The following is a 23424-nucleotide window of genomic DNA, read 5'->3' on the forward strand; positions in this document are numbered from 1 at the left end:
CCCAAGACGATGGCACTGGGAGAACCTGATGACCGCCCCGTCCGAGAAGACCAAGGTCGACTTCTACTTCGACCCGATCTGCCCCTTCGCCTGGATCAGCTCGCGCTGGATCCTCGAGGTGGAGAAGCACCGCGACCTCGACCTGAGGTTCCGGATCATGAGCCTGTCCGAGCTCAACAGCGGCCGTGAGGACCTGCCTGAGCAGTACAAGGAGCTGTTGGCGAGCGGTTGGGGGCCCGTCCGCGTCGCCACCGCGCTGGCGCAGAAGAACGGCGAAGAGGCCCTGCGCGACTTCTACACGGAGTTCGGCACTCGCCACCACAACCAGGGCGACAAGGACATCCCCAAGGTCATCAAGGAGACCCTTGAGGCCATCGGCGCGCCGGCGGAGCTCGCCGAGGCCGCAGAGTCGACCGAGTACGACGAAGCGCTCAAAAAGAGTCACTACGAAGGTATGAATCCGGTCGGAATGGACGTCGGCACCCCGACCATCCACATCGATGGCGTCGCCTTCTTCGGCCCGGTGCTCAGCTCGATCCCGCGGGGCGAGGACGCCGTCAAGGTCTTCGACGGCGCCCGCGCGCTGGCGAGCTACCCGGACTTCTTCGAGCTGAAGCGCACTCGGTCCGGTGAGCTGAACTTCGACTAGGGGGTCTCCAAGGCCGCCTTGGTGACATCAGCGGGGTAGGGGGACCTCGCGACGGCTTCGTCCGTCGTGAGGTCCCCCGCCGCGATCCCGGTCTTGAGCGCGACGAGTTCGCGCAGTCCGTCGCGGTGCTTCTCGATGAACGCGGTGTCGACGGGGTCTCCGTGCCCGGCGACGATGATCTTCGGCTCCAGCGCGAGGATCGCGTCCATCACGTCCGGCCATTCGGCCAGGAAGCTGCCGTCGTTGAAGGAGAACGCGCTGAAGCCGGCTTCGGCGTTCTCGACGGCGTCGCCCGCGTAGATCACGCCCGCGTCGGGCACGTGCACGAACAGGTCGTGATCCGTGTGGGCCCGGCCGAGGAAGCGCAGCACGACGGTACGGCCACCGAGGTCGATCTCGGCGGTGTCGACGACGGGTTTGTCCGGCAGGGTGATTTCGGTGCGCTCCAGCGCCTCCGCCATCTCCGGGCGCTTCTCGCCGAGGTAGTGCTGGATCCACTTGAGCCGTGCGCCGTCGCCGTAGGTGGTCAGCTCGGCGAGGCACGCTTCGTGCGCCCAGACGTCGCACGGCAGGAACGCCGTGGTGCCGAAGGCGTGATCGAAATGCGCGTGGGTGTAGACGACCGACCACGGCAGCGGCGTGATCTCGCGAACCGCCGCGGCCAGCTCGGCACCTTGGTCGACGTCACCGCGGACGTCGACGACCAGGCAGCGCTCATCGCCCACGACGAGGCCGACGGTCAGGTCCAGCTCCTCGTAACGGCGGGCGTACACGCCGTCCGCGAGTTCGAGCCAAGTCACGAATCCTCCAGAATTCCGTTGCGCAGCACGGGAACCGTGCCGCTGGTGTCTCGCATGGCCGCGAGTTTCACGTCGTTCGCGTGCCCGGCGGCGGCGAGTTCACGTCCTGAAGAACACTCTGTCAGTGCTTCGGCGATGTCGATCGCTTTTGCCGCGGCGGCGGCGAGACGGGCCTCGGCGGACAGGCGGCCGTAGCCGTCCAGCGCCGCGACGATCGCCCCGGCGCCGAGCTGGTCCTCGACGCAGGGCCTGAGTGGCCCGAAAGTCTTGGCCTCGGTGCGCATGTCGATGCCCCAGCGTTCCCCGGCCGGGATGACACCGATCGGCCGTCCGTCCGCGAGTTCTGCTGCGCGGGCGGCGACGGCGGACGCGTTGCGCAGACAGCCCGCCAGCACATGGGCACCGGTCGTGGCGGCGGTGTCGCAGAGCGTGGCGCCATTGGGTGAAGGGAGCGCCAAAAGCGTTCCGGAAGGGATTTCCGTCACAGACGAAGGTCGCAAAGTCCAGTCGCTTTCACCCGCGAGGATGGCGCCGCGCGCTTTCGCGGCCTCTTCGCCGCGACGATCGCGCCAGCGGACGGGCAGCACGCGGCCGCCGCTGCCCAGCACGAGATCCGTTGTGGTGCAGAAGGAAAGCACGTCGACGACGACGAGCACGGCGCAGTCCGCGCCCAAGGCGGCGACACCCTCGGGTCCCCATTCGAGCCTGATGTCCACCCCCACAGCATGCCCGTGGCGGAACGTGATGGCAGACTCCGCGCTGTGCGTGTTTACCTTGGCTCCGACCATGCCGGTTTCGAACTGAAGAACCACCTCGTGGCCCACCTCAAGGAGCAGGGCCACGACGTCGAGGACGTCGGCCCCTTCGTCTACGACGCGGCCGACGACTACCCGGCGTTCTGCATCGAGGCGGCCCGCCGCGTCGTCGCGGACGAGGGCAGCCTCGGCATCGTCGTCGGCGGCTCCGGCAACGGCGAGCAGATCGCGGCCAACAAGGTGAAGGGCGCTCGCGCCGGCCTCGCGTGGAGCGTCGAGACCGCGAAGCTCACCCGCGAGCACAACCACGCCCAGCTGATCGGCGTCGGCGCGCGGATGCACACCACCGAAGAGGCCACGGAGATCGTCGAGGCGTTCCTCGCGACCCCGCCGAGCCCGGACGAGCGCCACGGCCGCCGCGTCCAGCAGATCCTGGACTACGAGAACACCGGCTGGCCGCCGCCGCTTCCCGAGCACTGACATGCCCGAGGGGCACACGCTCCATCGCTTGGCACGTCTGCACAAACGCCGTTTCGCCGGTCACCCGGTCGAGGTGAGCAGCCCGCAAGGGCGGTTCGCCGCCGAAGCGTCCCGTTTGGACGGCCGGGTGCTGGTGAAGGCCGAGGCGTACGGGAAACACCTGTTCCACGACTACGGTCCACACGGGACGGTGCACGTCCATCTCGGCCTCTACGGCACCTTCTCCGACGAGCCGCTGCCCGTTCCCGAGCCCGTCGGGCAGGTGCGGATGCGGCTGGTCGGCCCGACGCATTTCGCCGACCTGCGCGGCCCGACGCGGTGTGAACTCCTGGACACGCCGCAGGTCGACGCGATCAAGGCACGATTGGGCCCGGATCCGCTGCGGCGTGACGCCAAGCCGGACAAGGCGTGGGAGCGGATCTCGCGGTCGAAGACGTCGATCGCGGCCTTGCTGATGGACCAGTCGGTGCTCGCGGGCGTCGGCAACGTGTATCGCGCCGAGGTGCTGTTCCGGCACGGTGTCGCCCCGCTCGTGCCGGGCCGCGCGCTCGATCGCGGGCTGTGGGACGACCTGTGGGCGGATCTCGTGACGCTCATGCGGCACGGTGTCCGGGTGGGCCGGATCGACACGGTCGCGCCGGAACATCTGCCCGAGGTCACCGGCCGCGCGCCGCGGCAGGACCGGCACGGCGGCGAGGTCTACGTCTACCGCCGCGAGGGGATGCCGTGTCTCGTGTGCGGGACGGCGGTGCTGCGGAGCGATCTGGCGGCGCGGAACCTCTTCTGGTGCCCGACCTGCCAGCCCGCCTGAAGGTGTTGCGAACGCCACTTTCGCAACCTTCAACGTTGCGAAAGTGGCGTTCGCAACGTGCCGCGTGGCGCCCCGCAGCAGAACCGCCCACAGACCCGCGACCGACGCAGCGAAGGGGCCCTTCACCGCATCGCATGCGGTGAAGGGCCCCTTCAGCCCGCTTGAGAAGTCCCCGCTTGAGAAGTCCCCGCTTGAGAAGTCCCAGCCTTAGAAGTCGAAACCCCCGCCATCGAAGCCGCCACCATCGAAGCCGCCGCCGTCGAACCCACCGGCGTCCCCGCCCATGTCTCCGCCCGCGTCGCCGCCGGCGTCACCGGCACCGGCACCGGCGTCCTCCTGGCCCGCGTCGTAGCCCGACTCCCAGGCCGACGCGCTCGCGATGCCCGCCATCCCGGAGAACATCGCGCTGAACAGCAGCATCGAACCGAGACCCCAGGCGCCGGCGACGAGCGCGGGCTTCCACCACGGCTCGCTGTACCAGCCCTGCGGCACCGGACGGCCCGCCACACGGCCACCGGGGTAGTAGTGCGGCGTGCGCTGGCTCGGGTCCGGCGAAGCCTCGTAGTGCTCGCCCTCGACGTCGACCGAGCGGTACTCGGTGACCTTGCCCGCCCGATCGCGCTCTTCGCTGCCGGGCAGTTCCGGACCGGGATCCATGCCCATCGCGAGCCGCGCCGCGCGGACGTAATAGAGACCCTCGATGGCGGTCTCGCGCACGAGACGGGCCTGCTCGACGGTCTGCGCCTGCTCCATCTGGGAGCCCGCGGCGGTGAAACGTTCGGACGCGTCCGCCATCGCCTGCTGGGAGGCGGTGTCCGTGCCGGTGAGGTTCATGACCTGACCGCCCAGTCGTTCGACGAGGCGCCGTGCGTCCGCCTTCGCGTCGTCCAGCTGGCGCTTCTTGGCCGCCGCCTGGGATTTCGCGAAGTAGATGCCGCCGCCGACCACGACGGCGAGGAGCACGATCAGGAAGATCGCGGTGCCCATGGGTTCAACTCCAGGAATCGTTCGGCCTTTGACCGATCAACGCGGCGAACCCGCCGGGGGTTCCCCGCGCGCACTGGCGGGTGAAACTAGAACACGTTATAGTTCGGCTCCATGAAGTTCACCCTGTCGATCGCGATGAATCCGCTCGATCAGCTGGGCGAGCTCGCCCGGGCCGCCGAAGAGGCGGGTTTCTCCTCGATCGCGCTCCCGGATTCCCTGTTCTATTCCGAAACGGTCTCGGCCGACTATCCGTACACGCCCGACGGCAGCCGCTTCTGGACCGAGGAGACGCCCTGGGCCGATCCGCTGGTCGCGGCCGCCTCGATGGGCGCGGTCACCGAACGGCTCACCTTCTACACCTCCGTGCTCAAACTCGGCTCCCGCAACCCGGTCCTGCTCGCCCGCCAGGTCAACTCGGTCGCGGCGCTGACCGGCGGCCGTTTCGGGCTCGGGCTCGGCGTCGGCTGGTCACCGGAGGAGTTCCGCTGGTGCGGCGCGCCGTACGAGAAGCGTGGCAAGCGCGTCGACGAGGCCATCGAGGTGCTGCGCCTGATCCTCGACGGCGGGATGGTCGAGTTCCACGGCGAGTTCTTCGACTTCGACAAGCTCCGCATGAGCCCGACACCGCCGTCGCGGGTGCCGTTCTACATCGGCGGCCACACCGACGTCGCGCTGCGCCGGGCCGCCCGCGTCGCCGACGGCTGGTCTTCGGCGATGATGAAATTCGACGACCTCCGTGACACGATCGCCAAGCTGCGCGGGCTGCTGGCCGACCAGGGCCGCGCCGAAGATCCCTTCGAGTACCAGGCCGTCTGCATCGACAAGTTCGGTCTGGACGGCTATCGCGAGCAGGGCGACATCGGCGTCACCGACATCATCACCATGCCGTGGGTGTTCGACGGCCTCGGTTTCGACGCCGAGGTCGGCCCGAAGCTCGATTCCATCAAGAAGTTCGGCGACGAGATCATCGCGAAGATCGGAGACTGAACCATGGGTGTCGACGTCTGCTGGGATCCGGCCACCGAGCAGCCGCCCGCGCGGCAGGCCGCGTTCCGCTCGATGACCGCCGCCACCGCCGGGGACAAGGCCGCCTGGCTCGCCCTGTTCGCCGGGGACGCCGTCGTCGAAGACCCCGTCGGCCCGTCGATGTTCGACGAGGAGGGCAAGGGCCATCACGGCCAGGACGGGATCAGCGCCTTCTGGGACAAGACGATCGCGAACGTCGAGCGCTTCCAGTTCACCATCCGCGATTCCCACGCGGCCGGCGACGAGGTCGCGAACGTCGGCACGATCACGACGTATCTGCCCGGCGGCTACCGCGTCGACACCGACGGCGTGTTCGTCTACCGGGTGCGCGAGGACGGGCTGATCGTGTCGATGCGCGCGTTCTGGGAGACCGAGCGCGCCATGGCCACCGCCCGCAAGGCCGAGGACTAGCCGAGCCGCTCCGCGCGCCGCGTCAGATACTGCTTCTCCGGTTCGCTCGCGGTCCTGCCAGCGGCCCGAAGGTAGGCATCGCGCGCGGCGCCGGTGTCCCCGGCCAGTTCCAGCAGGTGCCCGCGGACGGAATCGAGCCGGTGCGTCTGGCTCATCCGGCTGTCGTCGTCGAGCGTGGCCAGCAGTTCCAGGCCCGCTTCGGGCCCGTTGACCTCGGCGACCGCGACGGCGCGGTTGAGCGTGACGACGGGCCCGGGCGAGACCTTTTCGAGGACGTCGTAGAGCGCGAGGATCTGGGGCCAGTCCGTGTCGGCCGCCGTGGCCGCCTCGGAGTGCACGGCGGCGATCGCGGCCTGCACCTGGTACGGCCCGACCGGGCCCGCCTCCAGCGCCTCGCTCACCAGCGAAACCCCTTCGGCGATCGTTTCCGCGTTCCAGCGCGTGCGGTCCTGTTCGGCGAGCGGGACGAGCGAGCCGTCGTCGCCGGCGCGGGCGGCCCGGCGGGCGTCGGTCAGCAGCATGAGCGCGAGCAGCCCGGTGACCTCGTCCTCGTCGGGCATGAGCCGCCGGAGGAGCCGGGTCAGCCGGATCGCCTCTGCGGTCAGGTCGGCGCGGTGCAGGTCGGGGCCGCCGCTGGTCGTGTAGCCCTCGTTGAAGATCAGGTACAGCACCTGGAGGACGACGCGGAGCCGTTCGCCGAGTTCCGCGGACGGCGGCAGGACGAACTCGGCGCCCGCCTTCTTGATGGTCTGTTTCGCGCGGCTGATCCGCTGGGCGAGGGTCGATTCCGGGACGAGGAACGCGTTCGCGATCTCGCCCGTGGTCAGCCCGCCGACGGCGCGCAGGGTGAGCGCGAGTTGCGACGGCGCGGACAAAGACGGGTGACAGCATAGGAAAAGGACGGTGAGCGTGTCGTCCGAATCGGACACAGTGGCCGGAGTCGGGTCCATCAGCGCGTCGTTCTCTTCGCGCCGTCGCCGTGCGCTTTCGCTGCGCCACTCGTCGACCAGCCGCCGTGACGCGACCGTCGCGAGCCAGGACTTCGGGCTGTCCGGGACGCCCTGCTCCGGCCATTGCTGCGCGGCCGAGAGCAGGGCTTCCTGGACGGCGTCCTCACAGGCGTCGAACTGCCCGTGCTTGCGCACCAGCAACCCGATGACCTGCGGGGCCAGCTCCCTCAGGAGCGCTTCCACCTGACGATCGGTCTTCACGCCGCCAGTCTTACCACTTCGGTCGTCAGGCGACGGGGGAGTAGTGCGAAGCGTCGCCTTCGAGGGATTCGCTGTGCACCCCGTCGATCCCCACCGGGACGTCGCCCGCCACGGTCACCCGGTTCAGGCGGCGGGGCAGGTCGTCGTAGTTGTCGACGGCGTAGTGCTGGGTGATGCGGTTGTCGAACAGCACCAGCTGATTCGGCTCCCAGCTCACCCGGACGACGTTCTCCGGCCGGGTCACGTAGGACTGCAGCAGCCGCAGGATGTCCCGCGACTCGCCCTTGGACAGCCCGATGATCCGCTGAGCGAACCCGCCGATGTACAGCCCGCGTTCCCCTGTCACCGGATGCACTCGCACCACCGGGTGAACCGTGCGGAACTTTTGCGAGACGAACACCTTCCGGCGTTCCTGCTCCGCTTCGTCGAGGGTTTCCGGCGCTTTCGCGTAGTCGTAGTCGTTGGTGTGCTCGGCGCGCAGCGTGTCCGCGAACGCCCGGAGCGGCTCCGGCAGATCCCGGTACGCGGCGGCCGAGTTGGCGATCAGCGTCTCACCGCCGTACGGAGGGACGACCAGGCTGCGCAGCGTGCTGGCCTTCGGCGGGTTGAGCACGAAGGTGACGTCGGTGTGCCACTGGTTCGCGCGGCCCTGCTCGCTGTCGACCGGCAGGATGGCGGGCTCGCCGTCCACCGAGGGGACGGTCGGATGCGCCTTGGTCAGCTCGCCGAAGTGCTCGGCGAACCGCTGCTGGCCCGCGTCGTCGAGGTCGACATCACGGAAGACGAGCGCCTTGTGCTCGTGCAGGGCCTCGGTGACGAACGCGACGGTCGCGGCGTCGAGTTCCTTGGCCGGGTCGACCCCGACGACCTGCGCGCCGATCCTGCCGGTGATCTTGCGGACCTCGACCTGGGTGTTGAGGGCGGTCATGCGGCGTGCTCCTTTACTCGGGTGCGGGTGACAGGGCGGGCGAGGCCGTAGTGGCCCCGCAGGGTCGTGGCGGTGTACTCGGTGCGGAACAGGCCGCGTCGCTGGAGTTCCGGGACGACGAGGTCGACGAAGTCCTCAAGGCCGCCCGGCAGCGTGGGCGGCATGACGTTGAAACCGTCCGCGGCGCCTTCGGTGAACCAGTGCTCCAATTGGTCGGCTACTTGCGTGGCGGTTCCGGCGAAGACGCGGTGTCCCCGGCCGCCCGCCAGTCGCTCGATCAGCTGACGGATGGTGAGGTTCTCGCGCCGCGCCAGGCCCGTGACCAGCTCGAACCGGCTCTGGGCGCCCTCGGTGAACGTGCCGACGTCGGGCAGCGGACCGTCGAGCGGGTACGGCGTCAGGTCGTGGTCGAGCATGTTCGACAGCTGCCGCACGCCGTACGCGGGCGTGATGAGGGCGTTGAGTTCGGCCTCGCGTTCCTTCGCTTCGGCCTCGGTGCGCCCCAGGATCGGGCTGATCCCCGGCAGGATCTTGATCTCCTCCGGCGAGCGGCCGTACTTCGCGAGCCGTCCCTTGACGTCGTCGTAGAAAGCCTTGCCCTCGGCGAAGGTCTGCTGCGCGGTGAACACCGCCTCGGCGAACCGGGCCGCGTACTCCTTGCCCGTCTTCGACGAACCGGCCTGGACGAGCAACGGATGACCCTGCACCGGACGCGGGATGTTCAGCGGGCCGCGCACCTGGAAATGCGGGCCGTCGTGGTCGATCGGCTGGATACGGTCGGTGTCGGCGTAGACGCCGCTCGCCTTGTCGATCACCGCCGCGTCGTCGTCCCAGCTGTCCCAGAGCTTCTTGGCGACTTCGACGAACTCGGTGGCGCGTTCGTAGCGCAGCGCGTGTGCCGGGCGGGCGTCGCGGTTGAAGTTGCGGGCCTCGTCCTCGCCCGCCGACGTCACGATGTTCCAGCCCGCGCGCCCGCCGCTGAGGTGGTCGAGCGACGCGAATTTCCGTGCCAGGTGGTACGGCTCGTTGTAGGTGGTCGACGCGGTGGCGATCAGCCCGATGTGCTCGGTCGCCCCGGCCAGCGCGGAAAGCAACGTCAGCGGCTCGAACAGGGTGTGGGAGTTGTAGCGGACGTTGCCCCACAAGGCGACACCGTCGGCGAGGAACAGCGAATCCAGCTTGCCGCGCTCCGCCGTGCGCGCGATGTCGACGTAGTGCTTCAGCGTCGCGGCGCGGTGCGGATCCGTGCTCGGATGCCGCCACGCCGCCTCGTGATGACCGTTCGGCATCACGAACGCGTTGAGGTGTAAGTGCTTCACGCCTTCTCCTTGACACGCCAGGTGGAGAACCGCCGCTCCAGTGCGACGAAGCCCGCGTTGATGGCCAGGCCCAGCACCGAAACCGTGATGATCGCGGCGTACATCTGCTGGATCTGGAAGTTGACCTGCGAGTTGTTGATCAGATAGCCGAGCCCGGCCTTGGCGCCGACCATTTCGGCGGCGATCAGGATGAGGATCGAGTACGCCGCCGCCATCCGGATGCCGGTGAAGATGGTCGGCACCGCCGACGGCAGGATCACCTTGCGGAACAGGCTCGGGCTCGACAGCCCGAGCGAGCGCGCCGCCTTGACCAGCAAGGGATCCACGGTGTTCACCCCGGCGATCGTGTTGAGCAGCACCGGCCAGACGCAGGCGTAGACGATCAGCGCGATCTTGGACACTTCGCCGATGCCGAGCAGCAGCGTGAACACCGGCAGCAGGGCGAGCGCGGCGGTGTTGCGGGCCAGTTCCAGCAACGGGTTCAGGAACTCGGCGAGCGGCCGGTACCAGGCGATCAGCAGCCCGAGCGGCACCGAGACGGCCACCGCGATGACGAATCCGGCGGCGGACCGGCCGAGGCTTGCCAGCAGATGGTCGGCCAGCTGCCCGTTGAGGATCAGCTCCCAGAGCGCGGCGAGGTCTTCCGACAGCGGCGGCAGGAAGGTCCTCGTGCCTTCGTCGAGCAGGTACCGGGGAGCGAGCTCCCATACGGCGAGGAAGAGCAGGATCGCCGCCGAACTGCGGAAAGCCTTGCGCAGCGGGTTCTTCCTACGGGGCTTCTCGGCGGCCTTCGGTCCAGTGTGGACTTTCGGCGCTTCGAGTGTCGCGGTCATGCGGCCCTCCGGATCTCGTCGTGCAGCAGTTCCCACAGCCGATGGCGATGGGCCACGAACGCGGGTGCCGAGCGCAGGTCGTCGTTCGAGCGGTCGCCGAGGTCGATGTCGACGACGTCCTTGAGCCTGCCCGGCCGGGACGTGAGCACCGCGACCTTCTGTCCTAAATAGACGGCTTCCTCGATGCTGTGGGTGATGAAGACGATGGTCTTGCCGGTGCGTTTCCAGATCCGGCGCAGCTCCTCTTGCAGGAGTTCGCGGGTCTGGGAGTCCAGCGCGGCGTACGGCTCGTCCATCAGCAGCACGTCCGGGTCGTACGCGAGGCTCCTCGCGATCGCGACACGTTGTTTCATGCCACCGGAAAGCTGATGGGGGAGGTGGTCTTCGAAGCCGGAAAGCCCGACCAGGTCGAGGAATTCCCTGGCCCTGTCCGCGCGCTGCCGCTTGGTCAGCGTGCCGCCCTCGAGGCCGAACTCGACGTTGGCGCGTGCGGTACGCCACGGGAACAGCGCGTACTGCTGGAACACCACCCCGCGGTCCAGTCCCGGCCCGGTGACGGGTTTCCCGTCGATCAGGACCTCGCCGGAAGTGGGTTTCGCGAGCCCGCCGAGCAGATCGAGCAGCGTGGACTTGCCGGAACCGCTCGGTCCGACCAGGGAGAGGAACGTGCCGTCCTCGATGTCGAGAGAGATGTCGTCCAGCGCGGTCAGCGTGTCGAAGACCTTGGTGACCGAGCGGAGGCTGATCTTGGTGGTCACGCGCCACCGCCTTCACGGTACGGGTTGAATTCGTTGGTATAGATCTTCTTCAGGTCGACCTGGTCGTTCTTGATGAACCCGGACTGCTTGAGCCAGTCCGTCCAGAGGGTGTAGTCGTTGTCGGAGATCAGCCCGCCCTTGGTGACGCCGGTGCTCTTCCAGTACTTGAGCGTTTCGGTGTTCTCGTTGCGGCCGCGGTTCTGGATGATCTTGGTGAATCGCGCGATGACCTCCTCGCGTGGTGTGGTGCGGGCCCATTCGATCGCCTTGGCCACGCCGGTGACGAAGGTCTTCGTGGTCTCCGGGTACTTCTTGATGAAATCGGTCCGCAGCACGTACGGCCCGCCGTTGTAGGGGCCGAACGCCTCGACGTCCTTCACGATGGGTCGCACGCCGCCGCCCGCGACGGCGCGGTCCTGGAGGACGCCGTTGAGCGCGGCGACGTCGATCTGGCCGTTGCGCAGGGCCTGTTCGGTGTTGATCGGCGGCAGGACGACGAGTTGCACCTGGTCGATTTCGGCGTCGGTGAGGCCGTTGCGCTTGAGCCAGGTGTCGAGGGCGGCCTCCAGGTTCGCGCCGACGGTGTTGACGCCGACCTTCTTGCCGATGAGGTCGCGCGCCGTACGGATGGGGCTGTCTTCCTTGACGTAGAAACCCAAGAAGGTCTTCTCGTCGGAGCCGTAGTAGTTGACGACGGCCTTGATCGGGGCGCCGGCGTCGACGAGTTTGGCGACCGCGCCGGTGAAGGCGCCGCCGAAGTCGGTCTGGTCGGTCGCGGCGGACTGGATGTCCTGCGGGCCGCTGATCGTGTTGCCGACCCATTTCAGTTTGACCGGGCCGAAATACCCGAGGTCCTCGGCGAGTTCGGGGAAGGTGACGTTGTTCGCCGACCCCTGGTAGCGGAGTTCGAGTTTCTCCGGCTGCCCGGCCACGCCCGCCGGGGTCGCGGAGGCGCCGCAGCCCGACAGCGCCAATCCGGCGAGGAGCGCGGCGATCAAGGGCACTGGTTTCTTCACGGTGGGCTCTTTCGTTCGGGTATGCGTCGTTGAAGAAGATTCTTCGCAGGCCCGGCGGCGAGCGTCAATTTTGCGATTTAGTGAAGTAACTCAGGATGCGTTGGCGAGCTTCGTGAAAAGCGGATCTTCGTAGAGGGCGTTCAGCATGACCGCGCCGCCCGCCGTCGCCAGCTCTGTACCCGGAAAGCTCGATGCCACAACGTTTTTCGTGGCGTCCTGGCAGACCCAGGATCGCTGGGAGACCTCGTCCCGGATCGTGGAAAGGCAGCCGTCGACGTCGCGTACACTCTGGTCGAGCACGATGAGGATTTCCGGATTCAGCACGTCGAAGAGCAAGGCGGCGGCCTGTCCGATGATTCTCGCGCGTTCCTGGAAAAGGGCGACGGCGCTCTTGTTTCCCGACGCCGCCAAATGGAGCACATCGGCGAAGATCGGTTTTTCGATGATATGTGCTTCGACGGCCTTGCGGGCGACCGTGCGCTCGGAAACAGTGGCTTCGAGACAGCCGGATCGCCCGCAACGGCACGGTTCCTCGCTGTCGTCGACCCGTAAATGCGCGACGGCGCCCGCCGCCGATCTCGGTCCATGATGGACGGTGTCCCCGGTCGCGAAGGCGGCGTCGACCACGTTGCCGGTGAACAACTGCACCACACTGTGACGCGCTCTCGGTTGCCCCAGCAGGCGTTCGGCGTGGATGAGCGCCCGCGAATGCCCGTCGACCCGGACGTCGAGACCGGTGACCTCGGTGAGCAGATCGCGCAACGGGACCCCGTGCCAGCCGAGCAGACCGTGCTCCACCACCGTCCCCGAAGACTCGTCGACCCAGCCGCCGGTCGCCACCCCCAACCCCAGCGGCGTCCGCTCCGGCGCGTGGCCGACGAGGAGGTCGTCGAGCAGCTCCGCGATCTGCGCGACCTGCACCGCGGGCTCGGCGCCGTGATGCGGGATTTCGTGCTGCGCCAGCACTTTCCCGCGCAGATCGAGCAGCCCGACGGTGAGCTGCTCGACCGCGACATGCGCCCCGCACACCACGAACCGTTCCGTGTCGAGGTCCACCGGCACGAACGGCCTGCCGACCGCGCCGGCGACCTCGGGCAGCTCGATGAGGAATCCGCGGCGCATCAGCTCCGCCACATGGCCTGTGACGGCCGCGGCACTCAGCCCGGTGCGGCGCGCGATGGTGCTGCGCGCTATCGCCCCTTCGTCCAGCACCACGCGGAGCACCGCGCTGGCACTGGCGCTCCGCCTGCCGGTCACGGTGCCGATGTTCGCAAGCGGGTGGCGGCGGGCCTAGGGCTCTCACGATCCGGGAGCCGGTCAGGTGGTCAGTTCGCGGAAGAACTTGGCGCTGCGTTCGCAGCGGTCCTCGTACCCGCGCGCCCGGTAGAAGGCGTGCGCGCCGGTCCTGCGGCGGGAGCTGCTGACCTCCATGGCGCCGCAGCCCCACCGCAGCGCCTGCTCTTCGGCGGCGGTGATCAGTGCGCGGCCGACCCCGGTACCGCGCTGGGTTTCGTCCACCACCAGGGCCACGATCCGTCCCACGGCGCCTTCCCGCTCGAGCAGCGGGATCGCGACCACCGCGATGACCCCGACCACGGTTCCGCCGGACTCGGCGACGAACGCGGCACCTTCGGGATGGCGGGCCCAGCGTTCGAGCCGGCCGCGCACGTCGGTCTCTGTGTTGTCGGGGTAGCCGAGCTCGGCGAGGAGGGTGGTCACGGCAGGGGCGTCGGCGGCGGTGGCGTGGCGGATCTCCATGATCGCCATCCTGCCCGGACTTGCGGCCGCTGACTCGGAGTGGGGTGTGTGGAAACAGGGACGCTGAGTGTCCCTATTTCCACACACCCGTCGTGATCGGTCCGGTCACGCCGGGACCGTGTGGATTTCGGGTCATCCAACGCACCAAAATCCACACGGTCGATGTCGCCGGTGCGCCGTGCGCGGAGGCCGTGCTTTACCCGAGGTGCGACGAACTCGCCGAAGCGCTAGGTCCCTACGCCGTCTGGTCCGGGGCCGTGTTGGCCAAGACCTCGCAGTCGCAATACCCGCCGGCGTCCCCGAGAGCCTCCCGGAGCGTCGGCCAGTCCATACCCCGCTCCGACGCCCACACCTCGGTCAGCCGGAGGCTGTGGTCACAGCCTTCAGCGCCAAGTCGCTCATCCAGCCAGTCGTACAACGCGTCCAGCTCGGCACGATCAAGCCCCAGCGCATTCCAGGCGGCGGCACGCTGCTGCTCCTTGTACGCGTTGCGCAACGCCTTGCGCCGCGCCGCCTCACCCGAGTCCACGAACCCAGTGTGCAACACACCTGATCAACGTTGGAACAGGCCTTGGGCCGCGTGCTGCTCGGAGGCGAGGCGGCAGGTGAAATCCTCGCTCCGCCGCTCCGAACGAGGTGTTCATGCAGGTCCAAGACCTTGAGTCGGGCTGACAGGATTTGAACCTGCGACCCTCCGCTCCCAAAGCGGATGCGCTACCAAACTGCGCCACAGCCCGTGACTTCCCCGATCTCCCGGGGGGTGTGCGCACAGCCTAGCGGGTCACGCTAAGCTGTTTTCGCACCCGGTACTCCGGGGGCACGCGGGTGTAGCTCAATGGTAGAGCCCTAGTCTTCCAAACTAGCTACGCGGGTTCGATTCCCGTCACCCGCTCCACAGCTCCACATCCGAACCCGTAGGCCTTCTGGCCTGCGGGTTCTTTCGTTCCTGGGGCGAGAGTCCGCACGTCCTGAAGGCCCCCTTTGAGACATCCAACGTCTCAAAGGGGGCCTTCAGGACAAGCGCCAGCAGGGACCAACGCCTCAGTCCGACTCGGCGGGTGCCACGGCTTGCGAGAGCCCGCTGGAAGCGGCATCCGCCTCCAGATGCGCCGCGATCAGGTCCAGCAGCTTGTCCGTGTCGACCGGCTTGGTCACGTAGTCGTCGGCTCCCGAAGCGAGCGTCCGCGCCTTGTCCTCCGCGGTCGCCTTCGCGGTGACGGCGATCACGGGCAGGTCTTCGTGCGCGGCCTCGGCACGGATGGCGGTGATCGTGGCGTTGCCGTCCAGTTCGGGCATCATCACGTCCATCAGGACGAGCGCGGTGTCCTCGTGCCGCTCCAGCGCCCGGATGCCGGCGACGCCGGTCTCGGCGTAGATGACCTCCAGGCCGTTGCGCTCCAGCACGGCGGCCAGCGCGAAGACGTTGCGCAGGTCGTCGTCGACGATCAGGATCTTCTCCCCGTGGAACCGCTGCGCCGGGGTCACCGGGATCACCTGCGGGACGGCCATGATCAGCGGGACACCGCTCGCCGCGGCGGTGGTCGGCACCACCAGGTTCGACGCGCTCACCGGCAGGTACAGGGTGAAGGTGCTGCCCTTGCCGGGCTCGCTGCGGACGCGCAGTTCGCCGCCGAGCAGTTCGGTCAGCTGCTGGCTGATCGACAGGCCCAGCCCGGTGCCGCCGTACTTGCGGCTGGTGGTGCCGTCCGCCTGGCGGAACGCGTCGAAGATGATCGCGAGTTTGTCCGGCGCGATCCCGATCCCGGTGTCCTCGACGGCGAACGCGAGGACGCCGGGGGCGTTGCGGAGCGAGTCGGCTTCGACCTCGCCCGGGTCGGCCATCCGGATGTGCAGGCGCACGCCGCCCTCGTCGGTGAACTTCGCCGCGTTGGACAGCAGGTTCCGCAGCACCTGCTGCACGCGGTGTTCGTCGGTGTGGATCGACGACGGCACCGGCGGGTCGATCAGGACGGCGAACTCCAGGCCCTTGTCCGAAGTGAGCGGACGGCAGATCGATTCGACGTACTCGACCAGTTCGGGCAGCGTGACGTCGGACATCTGCAGGTCCAGGTGACCGGCTTCGACCTTGGCCATGTCGAGGATGTCGTTGATCAGCTGCTGCAGGTCGCTGCCCGCCGAGTAGATCGTCCGCGCGAACTGGATCTGCTTCTCCGACAGGTTCCCGTCCGGGTTCTCCGAGAGCAGTTTCGCGAGGATCAGCGCGCTGTTGAGCGGAGTCCGCAGTTCGTGCGACATGTTCGCCATGAACTCGGACTTGTACTGCGACGCCATGGTCAGCTGCCCGGCCCGCTCTTCGAGCTCCTGCCGCGCCTGTTCGATCTCGCTGTTCTTGACCTCGATGTCGCGGTTCTGCTGCGCGAGCAGTGCCGCCTTCTCCGCCAGATCCGTGTTGGACCGGCGCAGTTCCCGTTGCTGTGCCTGCAACTGCTCGGACCGCGCGCGCAGTTCCTGTGCCAGACGCTGGGATTCGGTCAGCAGCGCCTCGGTGCGCGAGTTCGACTGGATGGTGCTGACGTTGACCGCGATGGTCTCCTTCAGCTGCTCCAGCAGGTCGATGTGGACGGTGCTGAAGGCGTTGATGGTCGCCAGTTCCAGCACGCCGAGCACCTCGCCCTGGAACAGCACCGGCAGCACGATCACGTTCACCGGGGCGGCCGAACCCAGCCCGGACGAGATGAGCGCGTACTCCGGCGGGGCTTCGTGGACCAGTATCGTGCGCCGGTCGACGGCGGCCTGCCCGATGAGCGATTCGCCGGGGGAGAACCGCAGCCCGGTCTGGGATTTCGCCAGCCCGTAGGTCGCGATGCTCTCCAGGACCACCTCTTCCTGCTCGTCTTCGCGGGCGAGGAAGAACGCGCCCTGCTGCGCGGACACGAGCGGGGTCAGCTCGGACAGGATCAGCGACGCCACCGACGCGAGGTCCCGGTGCCCCTGCATCAGCGCGGACAGCCTGGCCAGGTTGGTCTTGAGCCAGTCCTGCTCGCGGTTCGCCCGGGTGGTCTCCTTCAGGTTCGCGATCATCTGGTTGATGTTGTCCTTGAGCTCGGCCACCTCCCCGGACGCGTCGACGGTGATGTGCCGGGTCAGATCGCCCGCGGTCACCGCGGTGGCCACCTGCGCGATCGCCCGCACCTGGGTGGTCAGGTTGCCGGCCAGCTGGTTCACGCTTTCGGTCAGCCGCGACCACGTGCCCGCGACGCCGGGGACCTCCGCCTGACCGCCGAGGGTGCCGTCGGTGCCGACCTCCCGGGCGACACGCGTGACTTCGGACGCGAAGGCCGAGAGCTGGTCGACCATCGTGTTGATGGTGGTCTTGAGTTCGAGGATCTCGCCGCGCGCGTCGATGTCGATCTTCTTCGACAGATCGCCCTGCGCCACCGCGGTGGTCACCGTCGCGATACTCCGCACCTGGCCGGTCAGGTTGTCGGCCATGACGTTCACGTTGTCCGTCAACGCCTTCCACGTGCCCGCCACGTTCGGCACGCGGGCCTGGCCGCCGAGGATGCCTTCCGTACCGACCTCGCGGGCGACGCGGGTGACCTCGTCGGCGAACGCGCGCAGCGTCTCGACCATGCTGTTGATCGTCTCGGCGAGGACCGCGACCTCGCCCTGCGCGTCGATCGAGATCTTCTTCGACAGGTCGCCGTTCGCCACCGCCGTCGTCACCGTCGCGATGCTCCGCACCTGGTCGGTGAGGTTGGTGGCCATGACGTTGACGTTGTCGGTGAGGTCCTTCCAGGTGCCGGCGACGCCGCGCACCTGCGCCTGCCCGCCGAGCTTGCCCTCGGTGCCGACCTCGCGCGACACCCGGGTGACTTCGTCGGCGAACGCCGACAGCTGGTCGACCATGATGTTGACGGTGTTCTTGAGCTCCAGGATCTCGCCGCGTGCGTCGACGATGATCTTCTGCGTCAGGTCGCCCTTCGCGACGGCGGTGGTCACCTGGGCGATGTTCCGGACCTGGTCGGTCAGGTTCTTCGCCATGAAGTTGACGTTGTCGGTGAGGTCCTTCCACGTCCCGGCCACGCCGGGCACCTGCGCCTGGCCGCCGAGCCGCCCGTCGCTGCCGACCTCGCGGGCGACCCGGGTGACCTCGTCCGCGAAGGCGGAAAGCTGATCCACCATCGTGTTCAGCGTGTTCTTGAGTTCGAGGATCTCGCCCTTGGCGTCGACGGCGATCTTCTGCGACAGGTCGCCCTTCGCCACCGCGGTCGCCACCTGGGCGATGTTGCGCACCTGCGCGGTGAGGTTGTTCGCCATGAAGTTGACCGACCCGGTGAGGTCGCGCCACGTCCCGGCGACCCCCGGCACCTGCGCCTGGCCGCCGAGCTGACCTTCCGTGCCGACCTCACGCGCGACTCGCGTGACTTCGTCGGCGAACGACGAGAGCTGGTCGACCATCGTGTTGACGGTCGTCTTGAGCTCCAGGATCTCGCCGCGCGCGTCGACCGTGATCTTCTGCGTCAGGTCGCCCTTCGCCACCGCGGTGGTGACCTGGGCGATGTTGCGGACCTGGTCGGTGAGGTTGTCCGCCATCTGGTTCACCGAGTCGGTGAGCCCGCGCCAGGTGCCCGCCACGCCCGGCACGGTCGCCTGGCCGCCGAGCCGGCCTTCGCTGCCGACCTCCCGCGCCACCCGCGTGACCTCGTCCGCGAACGAGGACAGCTGGTCGACCATGGTGTTCAGGGTGTTCTTGAGTTCGAGGATCTCGCCCTTGGCGTCGACGTTGATCTTCTGCGACAGGTCGCCCTGCGCGACCGCGGTGGCCACCTGGGCGATGTTGCGGACCTGGTCGGTCAGGTTGTCCGCCATCAGGTTCACCGAGTCGGTGAGGTCGCGCCACGTGCCCGCGGCGCCGGGGACCTGCGCCTGGCCGCCGAGCCGGCCTTCGCTACCCACCTCGCGGGAAACCCGGGTCACCTCGTCGGCGAACGACGAGAGCTGGTCGACCATGATGTTGACGGTGTTCTTGAGCTCCAGGATCTCGCCGCGCGCGTCGACGTTGATCTTCTGGGTCAGATCGCCCCGCGCCACCGCCGTGGTGACCTGGGCGATGTTGCGCACCTGGTCGGTCAGGTTGCTGGCCATGACGTTGACGTTGTCGGTGAGATCACGCCAGGTGCCCGCCACGCCGGGGACCTCGGCCTGGCCGCCGAGCCGTCCTTCGGTGGCGATCTCCCGGGCCACTCTGGTGACCTCGGTCGCGAACCGCGACAGCTGCTTGATCAGGCCGTTGACCGTCTTCGCGACCTCGGCGAACTGACCCTGCAACGGCCGCCCGCCGACCTCCAGTGGCATCGGCTCGGACAGATCGCCCTCGGCGACCGCGCCGAGGACCCGGTTGAGCTCGGCCGTGGGCCTGCTCACGTCCTCGATCAGGCCGTTGACGACGTCGACCGCGGTGGCCCAGCCGCCGGGGCCGATCTCGGCCGCCACCCGTTCGGTCAGCCTGCCTTCCTTGCCGACCGCCTCGCGGACGCGCAGGAGCTCGGTCACCAGTCGCTGGTTCCGTTCGGCGATGTCGTTGAAGGCGCCCGCGAGCTGGGCCGCGAGCCCGTCGCCGTGCGCCACGAGCCGCCGCCGGAAGTTGCCGTCCCCGAGGTCACGAGCCGCCGTGAGCAGGCGTTCCAGGGTGGCTTCGTCCACCTGGCCGCCACCACCTTCCACGGGGATCCGGTCCCTTTGGGAGTGCTGTGTCATCTGTGTCGACCCTCTCCACCACGCATGCCAAGCCATGGTCGTCGCATCAGCGTGCCATGATTCGACCTACACTTCGAGCCAGTCCGCCCGCTCACACTGCGCTACCCGCAAGGCAGGAGGAGGTCCGGGAATGGTGTCACGGCCCGCCCCGGCCTCGACGTCGCTCCCCTCGGAGTCGTCGCCCCCGACGAGTGAGGGAGCCCTGCCCGAATCCGGGCGGTTCTGGCGCGAGCTGCTGGAAGACGTCCGTGACGCGGTGCTCGTGCAGGACGTCGGCGGCGCGCTGCGGTGGTCGAATCCCGCCGCCCGCGAGCTGTTCGGCGGCGGCCGCCCGATACTGACCGCCGAAGGCCCCGACGTCGGGCATGTCGAGCACACCGGCCGCCGGTTCCCGGCCCGGATCCGGACGTTGCCCGGCGGCTGGCACGCGTGGACGGTGACCTCCGCGGTCGCGGCCGACGGCCCGCGCGTGGACGGTTTCCTCGCCGCTTCGGCGCCCAGGCTCGCTTCCGCGCGGGGACGGCACGGGACGGCGAAGGCGATCGCCGAGCTCGCCGCGGCCGAGCTCGCCGACTGTGTCTTCGTGCTGCTGCCGACCACTCGCGGCCGGTGGGAGTGGTGGAGCTGCGATCACCGCACCACCCACGGCCACGGCCGGATCAGGCGGGTTCCCGCCCAGCTGGCGCCGGTGCTCGCCGGCACCTTCGCCTCCACGGACGAACTCGAAGCCAAGGCGGTCCCGGAGGAGGAGATCGCGACGCTGCCCGCGATCGTCGCGGAACGGCTCGCCGTCCATTCGTCGGTGACGGTCGTCTCACTGGGCTTCGACGGCGGATCCGGGGTCACCGGCGCGGTGGTGCTGGGCAGGCGCGGCGCGCCCGCTTTCGGCGAGGACCACTCCCGGGCGGTGACCGAGTTCGCCCGCGCCGCCGGGACGGCGCTGGCGAACGCGCACCGCTACGCCCGCCAGGAGGAGGCCACTCGCGGCCTGGAGACCACGCTGCGCCCGACGCCGCCCCCGGACGTCCACGGCGCCAGATTCGACGTCTGGTACGAGCCCTCGGGTGGCCTGCTCGACGTCGGCGGCGACTTCTACGACGTCCTGCCTCGGGAAGGCGGCGGCGCGATGTTCGTCCTCGGCGACGTCTGCGGCAAGGGGGCCGAGGCCGCGGCGCTCACCGGCCGGGTCCGCCAGACCCTCGCCGCGCTCGACCTCGTCGAGCACGACAACACGACGTTGCTGAGCCTGCTGAACTCCCTGCTCATCACCGGCGGCAGCGGCCGGTTCGCCACGCTGGTGCTCGGTTCGGTGCTGGCGGGCGAAGACGGTCTCGGCGTCACCTTGGCCTCCGGCGGGCACCCCGCGCCGCTGGTGGTGCGCCGTCGCGGCGGGGTCGACGAGATCACCCTGCCCGGCACCCTGGTCGGGATCTCCCCGCAGGCCCGGTTCGCCGAGACGGCCATCCGGCTGGCCGAGGGCGACGTCTGCCTGCTCTACACCGACGGGATCACCGAAGCGCGCCACCACGAACGGCCGTCGGACCTGTTCGGGGACGAGCGGCTGCGTGAACTCCTGGCCGGCTGCCAGGGGATGTCCGGCCGCGAGGTGGTCGCCCGGGTGCGCTCCGCGGTGCGGGAATGGCTCGGTAGCGGGACGCACGACGACATCGCCGTCCTCGCCATCGAAGCCTCACGACCCGTTCAGTAGCCGCACCACCGCCCGCTCCACGATGTCGCGGGCCGCGTTCGGATCGGCCGTCTTCTCCGCTTTCCGCGCCGCGCGCGCGATGGTCCGGTCCTCGTGGTAGGCGGTGACCACGCGAGGGTCCACATAGGACCGCCGCGCGACGGCGGGCGTGTTGCCGAGCCCCTCGGCGACCTCGGTCATCACCGTTTTCTCCGCGCGTTTCAAACCGCGCCGGCTGGCCGGTTTGTCCAGGCCCGCGAAGGCCGAAGCGGCCAGGACGGTGGCGTTCCAGGTGCGCAGGTCCTTGGCGGTGAAACCGTCGCCGACGATTTCCCGGAGCCGGTCGTTGATGTCGTCGGCCTGCACCTCGTGCCAGCCGTCACCGGCGCGATAGGCGAGCAGGCGCATGCCACCGCCCCGTACCCGCCGGAGTGAGCGGACCAGCCGTACCAGCGCCTCGTCCCGCAGCCGGACCTTCCGCTGGATGCCGTGCTTCGCGGGGTAGTCGCACACCAGGCATTCACCGCGGAGTTGGACGTGCTCGCACAACAACGTCGCCACCCCGTGGGTGCCGTGCTCGTCGGCGTAGCTCTCGCCGCCGGTGCGGAAGACCCCGAGGTCGATCATGCGGAGGGCGCCGGCGAGCACGCGTTCCCGCTTCAGCCCGCGAGAGCCGAGATCCTCCTGGACCGCTTCGCGCAGTTTGGGCAGCTTGCGTGCCAGGGCGAGGACGCGTTCGTGTTTCTCCTCGTCCCGGGCCCGTCGCCATTCGGGGTGATAGAGGTACTGCTTCCGCCCGGCGTCGTCGACACCCACCGCCTGGATGTGGGTGTTCTCGTGCGGGGCGATCCACACGCGCCGCCACGCGGGTGGAATCGCCAGCGCGTCGATCCGCTCGATCGTTTCCCCGTCCTTCAGCGGCTCGCCGTCCGGCGTCAGGTAGCCGAAGCCACGACCTCGGCGCCGCCTCCGGATACCGGGGGACCCCAGGTCCGCTCGCCGAAGTCGCATGGGGACTGATACCCGCCGCGACGGGAGTTCATGCCCATGGTTCGGGGGTCGTGGTCCGGGGTAGTCCGGAAGCGACAACGACCTCAGGAGGGAACCCGATGGCGAATTCGCTGAACGGACGCCGCGTGGCCATCCTCGCCGCGGACGGCGTGGAACAGATCGAGCTGGTCGAGCCGCGCAAGGCGGTCACCGACGCCGGAGCGACGGCCGAAGTCGTTTCGCTGGAGCCCGGCGAGATCCAGGCCATGAACGGCGACATCGACAAGGCGGACAAGTTCACCGTGGACCGGGTCGTCAAGGACGTCACGGCCGCCGACTTCGACGCGCTCGTGCTGCCCGGCGGCACGATGAATCCGGACAATCTGCGCGCGGACGAGGACGCGGTCCGCTTCGTGCGCGACTTCGTGAACAGCGGCAAACCCGTCGGCGTGATCTGTCACGGGCCGTGGACGCTGGTCGAGGCCGACGTCGTCCGCGGCCGCACGCTCACGTCGTATCCCAGCGTGCGCACCGACATCCGCAACGCCGGCGGAACCGTCGTCGACCAGGAGGTCGTCACCGACGGGAACCTGACGTCGAGCCGCGATCCGGACGACCTGCCCGCGTTCTGCGCCGAGATCGTCGCCCGATTCGCCGGATAAACGAGTGGCGCGCGTCACAGAAGTGGGGGATCGTTGGTGGCGGAAAAGGAGGTGCCGCGATGACCGTGCATGCCAGACGCTACGGCCGTTGGTGCCGTGAGCATTTCGAGACCGAGCACGAGCCGGACCGGACGCCGCCCGCGGAGACCACGGCCGCCCCGGAGGTCACCGACGCCCAGGCCGAGCAGGCCCAGGCGGGTGACGCCCCGGAAGGGAAACCGGGCTCGCTCACCTGAGCGGACGCCGGTACCAGACCCGTTTCGGGCCGGGGAGGCCGATCCGCGAGACCAGGTCGGTCACCACGCCGCCGATGATCAGCCACAGCAACGCGGCGAGACCGTCGTTGAACAGGGTGCGGAGTTTGAGGCCCTCCGGGGTGAACAGGTTCCGCAGCCCGAGCGAGACGGCGCGCGACCACTGGTCGATCAGCCGCGCGAATCCGTTCCCCGGGTTGGCTTCGCCGAACACCAGCAGGATGTGCACGAGCAGCACCAGCGCGGAGATCCAGCAGACCGCGTGGACGACGGCGTTGACGACGCGCACGACGCGGATCCTGGCGGGTGTCCGTTCGACGATTTCTTCCTGCGGCTCTCGCGGGTCGTTGATGTAGGTCATCGCCGTC

General features: G+C 68.8%; 23 protein-coding genes and 2 tRNA genes. 9 read left to right on the forward strand and 16 right to left on the reverse strand.

The genetic code is table 11. The features are described from left to right. Positions 1 to 28: 28 nt before the first annotated feature. Positions 29 to 649 carry a mycothiol-dependent nitroreductase Rv2466c family protein gene (locus tag ACOCEP_RS20690; RefSeq protein ID WP_016332313.1) on the forward strand — a complete coding sequence of 207 codons (621 nt, stop codon included), beginning with the start codon at positions 29 to 31 and terminating at the stop codon, positions 647 to 649. Here the strand turns inward: ACOCEP_RS20690 and ACOCEP_RS20695 are convergent. Both ACOCEP_RS20695 and ACOCEP_RS20700 read right to left on the reverse strand, forming a co-directional pair. Further along, complete coding sequence (locus ACOCEP_RS20695; protein ID WP_482339386.1) at positions 646 to 1449, reverse strand: MBL fold metallo-hydrolase; 804 nt, start codon at positions 1447 to 1449, stop codon at positions 646 to 648. The two genes, ACOCEP_RS20690 and ACOCEP_RS20695, sit on opposite strands and share 4 nt — an antisense overlap. Continuing rightward, on the reverse strand, positions 1446 to 2165 hold the full coding sequence (locus ACOCEP_RS20700; protein WP_482339388.1) for a 2-phosphosulfolactate phosphatase: 720 nt from the start codon (positions 2163 to 2165) through the stop codon (positions 1446 to 1448). Before ACOCEP_RS20700 ends, ACOCEP_RS20695 begins: the two co-directional genes overlap by 4 nt. A gap of 45 nt (positions 2166 to 2210) precedes the next feature. On the opposite strand from ACOCEP_RS20700, the gene ACOCEP_RS20705 reads away from it, so the two are divergent. Together ACOCEP_RS20705 and ACOCEP_RS20710 are read left to right on the forward strand one after the other, a co-directional pair. Next, positions 2211 to 2684 carry a ribose-5-phosphate isomerase gene (locus tag ACOCEP_RS20705; protein ID WP_007034718.1) on the forward strand — a complete coding sequence of 158 codons (474 nt, stop codon included), beginning with the start codon at positions 2211 to 2213 and terminating at the stop codon, positions 2682 to 2684. Position 2685: 1 nt separating this feature from the next. Beyond that, a complete protein-coding gene (locus ACOCEP_RS20710) occupies positions 2686 to 3495 on the forward strand; it encodes an Fpg/Nei family DNA glycosylase (protein ID WP_482339390.1) in 810 nt (269 codons plus the stop codon). A 207-nt stretch (positions 3496 to 3702) separates the two neighbouring features. On the opposite strand, the gene ACOCEP_RS20715 is transcribed toward ACOCEP_RS20710, so the two are convergent. After that, complete coding sequence (locus tag ACOCEP_RS20715) at positions 3703 to 4482, reverse strand: hypothetical protein (protein ID WP_482339392.1); 780 nt, start codon at positions 4480 to 4482, stop codon at positions 3703 to 3705. Positions 4483 to 4593: 111 nt separating this feature from the next. Here ACOCEP_RS20715 and ACOCEP_RS20720 point away from each other — a divergent pair, with 111 nt between their 5' ends. Then, complete coding sequence (locus ACOCEP_RS20720) at positions 4594 to 5469, forward strand: TIGR03619 family F420-dependent LLM class oxidoreductase (protein ID WP_073846419.1); 876 nt, start codon at positions 4594 to 4596, stop codon at positions 5467 to 5469. Positions 5470 to 5472: 3 nt separating this feature from the next. Beyond that, the gene (locus ACOCEP_RS20725) at positions 5473 to 5919 is read left to right on the forward strand and encodes a nuclear transport factor 2 family protein (RefSeq protein WP_038517344.1); all 447 of its coding nucleotides are present in this window, start codon (positions 5473 to 5475) and stop codon (positions 5917 to 5919) included. Here the strand turns inward: ACOCEP_RS20725 and ACOCEP_RS20730 are convergent. The 10 genes from ACOCEP_RS20730 to ACOCEP_RS20775 all read right to left on the reverse strand — a co-directional run bounded on the left by ACOCEP_RS20730 (position 5916) and on the right by ACOCEP_RS20775 (position 14479). Then, positions 5916 to 7130, reverse strand: a complete 1215-nt coding sequence (locus ACOCEP_RS20730) for an RNA polymerase sigma factor (protein WP_482339395.1) — start codon at positions 7128 to 7130, stop codon at positions 5916 to 5918. The genes ACOCEP_RS20725 and ACOCEP_RS20730 overlap by 4 nt on opposite strands. Before the next feature lie 25 nt (positions 7131 to 7155). Continuing rightward, on the reverse strand, positions 7156 to 8058 hold the full coding sequence (locus ACOCEP_RS20735; RefSeq protein ID WP_482339397.1) for a TauD/TfdA dioxygenase family protein: 903 nt from the start codon (positions 8056 to 8058) through the stop codon (positions 7156 to 7158). Next, positions 8055 to 9377: an LLM class flavin-dependent oxidoreductase gene (locus ACOCEP_RS20740; RefSeq protein ID WP_482339398.1), complete on the reverse strand. Its 1323-nt coding sequence runs from the start codon at positions 9375 to 9377 to the stop codon at positions 8055 to 8057. The genes ACOCEP_RS20735 and ACOCEP_RS20740 overlap by 4 nt, the downstream gene beginning before the upstream one ends. Next, a complete protein-coding gene (locus tag ACOCEP_RS20745) occupies positions 9374 to 10210 on the reverse strand; it encodes an ABC transporter permease (RefSeq protein ID WP_482339400.1) in 837 nt (278 codons plus the stop codon). The genes ACOCEP_RS20740 and ACOCEP_RS20745 overlap by 4 nt, the downstream gene beginning before the upstream one ends. Then, positions 10207 to 10968 carry an ABC transporter ATP-binding protein gene (locus tag ACOCEP_RS20750; RefSeq protein WP_482339401.1) on the reverse strand — a complete coding sequence of 254 codons (762 nt, stop codon included), beginning with the start codon at positions 10966 to 10968 and terminating at the stop codon, positions 10207 to 10209. Before ACOCEP_RS20750 ends, ACOCEP_RS20745 begins: the two co-directional genes overlap by 4 nt. Beyond that, a complete protein-coding gene (locus ACOCEP_RS20755) occupies positions 10965 to 11984 on the reverse strand; it encodes an ABC transporter substrate-binding protein (RefSeq protein ID WP_482339403.1) in 1020 nt (339 codons plus the stop codon). Before ACOCEP_RS20755 ends, ACOCEP_RS20750 begins: the two co-directional genes overlap by 4 nt. Positions 11985 to 12074: 90 nt before the next feature. Then, positions 12075 to 13241, reverse strand: coding sequence for an ROK family protein (locus ACOCEP_RS20760; RefSeq protein WP_482339405.1), 1167 nt, complete (start codon positions 13239 to 13241; stop codon positions 12075 to 12077). Positions 13242 to 13301: 60 nt separating this feature from the next. Further along, positions 13302 to 13742: a GNAT family N-acetyltransferase gene (locus ACOCEP_RS20765; protein ID WP_482339407.1), complete on the reverse strand. Its 441-nt coding sequence runs from the start codon at positions 13740 to 13742 to the stop codon at positions 13302 to 13304. A gap of 235 nt (positions 13743 to 13977) precedes the next feature. After that, entirely contained in the window at positions 13978 to 14271 is a 294-nt protein-coding gene (locus ACOCEP_RS20770) for a DUF2695 domain-containing protein (RefSeq protein WP_482339409.1), read from the reverse strand. A gap of 134 nt (positions 14272 to 14405) precedes the next feature. Then, positions 14406 to 14479: transfer RNA gene (locus ACOCEP_RS20775), tRNA-Pro, on the reverse strand. 84 nt (positions 14480 to 14563) lie between these two features. On the opposite strand from ACOCEP_RS20775, the gene ACOCEP_RS20780 reads away from it, so the two are divergent. Continuing rightward, positions 14564 to 14637: transfer RNA gene (locus ACOCEP_RS20780), tRNA-Gly, on the forward strand. A gap of 146 nt (positions 14638 to 14783) precedes the next feature. On the opposite strand, the gene ACOCEP_RS20785 is transcribed toward ACOCEP_RS20780, so the two are convergent. After that, complete coding sequence (locus tag ACOCEP_RS20785) at positions 14784 to 19409, reverse strand: HAMP domain-containing protein (protein ID WP_482339410.1); 4626 nt, start codon at positions 19407 to 19409, stop codon at positions 14784 to 14786. 184 nt (positions 19410 to 19593) lie between these two features. On the opposite strand from ACOCEP_RS20785, the gene ACOCEP_RS20790 reads away from it, so the two are divergent. Beyond that, the gene (locus ACOCEP_RS20790; RefSeq protein ID WP_482339412.1) at positions 19594 to 21171 is read left to right on the forward strand and encodes a SpoIIE family protein phosphatase; all 1578 of its coding nucleotides are present in this window, start codon (positions 19594 to 19596) and stop codon (positions 21169 to 21171) included. On the opposite strand, the gene ACOCEP_RS20795 is transcribed toward ACOCEP_RS20790, so the two are convergent. After that, positions 21154 to 22161 (reverse strand): DNA topoisomerase IB, encoded by a 1008-nt coding sequence (locus tag ACOCEP_RS20795; protein WP_482339414.1) that lies wholly within the window; start codon positions 22159 to 22161, stop codon positions 21154 to 21156. The genes ACOCEP_RS20790 and ACOCEP_RS20795 overlap by 18 nt on opposite strands. A gap of 98 nt (positions 22162 to 22259) precedes the next feature. Between ACOCEP_RS20795 and ACOCEP_RS20800 the strand changes: the two genes are divergently transcribed. After that, entirely contained in the window at positions 22260 to 22802 is a 543-nt protein-coding gene (locus ACOCEP_RS20800) for a type 1 glutamine amidotransferase domain-containing protein (protein ID WP_482339416.1), read from the forward strand. Between the two features lie 59 nt (positions 22803 to 22861). Beyond that, positions 22862 to 23038 (forward strand): hypothetical protein, encoded by a 177-nt coding sequence (locus tag ACOCEP_RS20805; RefSeq protein ID WP_482339418.1) that lies wholly within the window; start codon positions 22862 to 22864, stop codon positions 23036 to 23038. Here ACOCEP_RS20805 and ACOCEP_RS20810 read toward each other — a convergent pair. After that, positions 23031 to 23417: a hypothetical protein gene (locus ACOCEP_RS20810; RefSeq protein WP_482339419.1), complete on the reverse strand. Its 387-nt coding sequence runs from the start codon at positions 23415 to 23417 to the stop codon at positions 23031 to 23033. The genes ACOCEP_RS20805 and ACOCEP_RS20810 overlap by 8 nt on opposite strands. Positions 23418 to 23424 lie beyond the last annotated feature (7 nt).

Source organism: Amycolatopsis sp. CA-211722, from assembly GCF_056828465.1.

Coding starts and splice junctions, on each gene's coding strand:
- ACOCEP_RS20795 (WP_482339414.1), bottom strand. CDS start 22,161: ATGCGACTTCGGCGAGCGGACCTGGGGTCCCCCGGTATCCGGAGGCGG.
- ACOCEP_RS20745 (WP_482339400.1), bottom strand. CDS start 10,210: ATGACCGCGACACTCGAAGCGCCGAAAGTCCACACTGGACCGAAGGCC.
- ACOCEP_RS20725 (WP_038517344.1), top strand. CDS start 5,473: ATGGGTGTCGACGTCTGCTGGGATCCGGCCACCGAGCAGCCGCCCGCG.
- ACOCEP_RS20735 (WP_482339397.1), bottom strand. CDS start 8,058: ATGACCGCCCTCAACACCCAGGTCGAGGTCCGCAAGATCACCGGCAGG.
- ACOCEP_RS20720 (WP_073846419.1), top strand. CDS start 4,594: ATGAAGTTCACCCTGTCGATCGCGATGAATCCGCTCGATCAGCTGGGC.
- ACOCEP_RS20805 (WP_482339418.1), top strand. CDS start 22,862: ATGACCGTGCATGCCAGACGCTACGGCCGTTGGTGCCGTGAGCATTTC.
- ACOCEP_RS20715 (WP_482339392.1), bottom strand. CDS start 4,482: ATGGGCACCGCGATCTTCCTGATCGTGCTCCTCGCCGTCGTGGTCGGC.
- ACOCEP_RS20710 (WP_482339390.1), top strand. CDS start 2,686: ATGCCCGAGGGGCACACGCTCCATCGCTTGGCACGTCTGCACAAACGC.
- ACOCEP_RS20765 (WP_482339407.1), bottom strand. CDS start 13,742: ATGGAGATCCGCCACGCCACCGCCGCCGACGCCCCTGCCGTGACCACC.
- ACOCEP_RS20690 (WP_016332313.1), top strand. CDS start 29: ATGACCGCCCCGTCCGAGAAGACCAAGGTCGACTTCTACTTCGACCCG.
- ACOCEP_RS20790 (WP_482339412.1), top strand. CDS start 19,594: ATGGTGTCACGGCCCGCCCCGGCCTCGACGTCGCTCCCCTCGGAGTCG.
- ACOCEP_RS20800 (WP_482339416.1), top strand. CDS start 22,260: ATGGCGAATTCGCTGAACGGACGCCGCGTGGCCATCCTCGCCGCGGAC.
- ACOCEP_RS20810 (WP_482339419.1), bottom strand. CDS start 23,417: ATGACCTACATCAACGACCCGCGAGAGCCGCAGGAAGAAATCGTCGAA.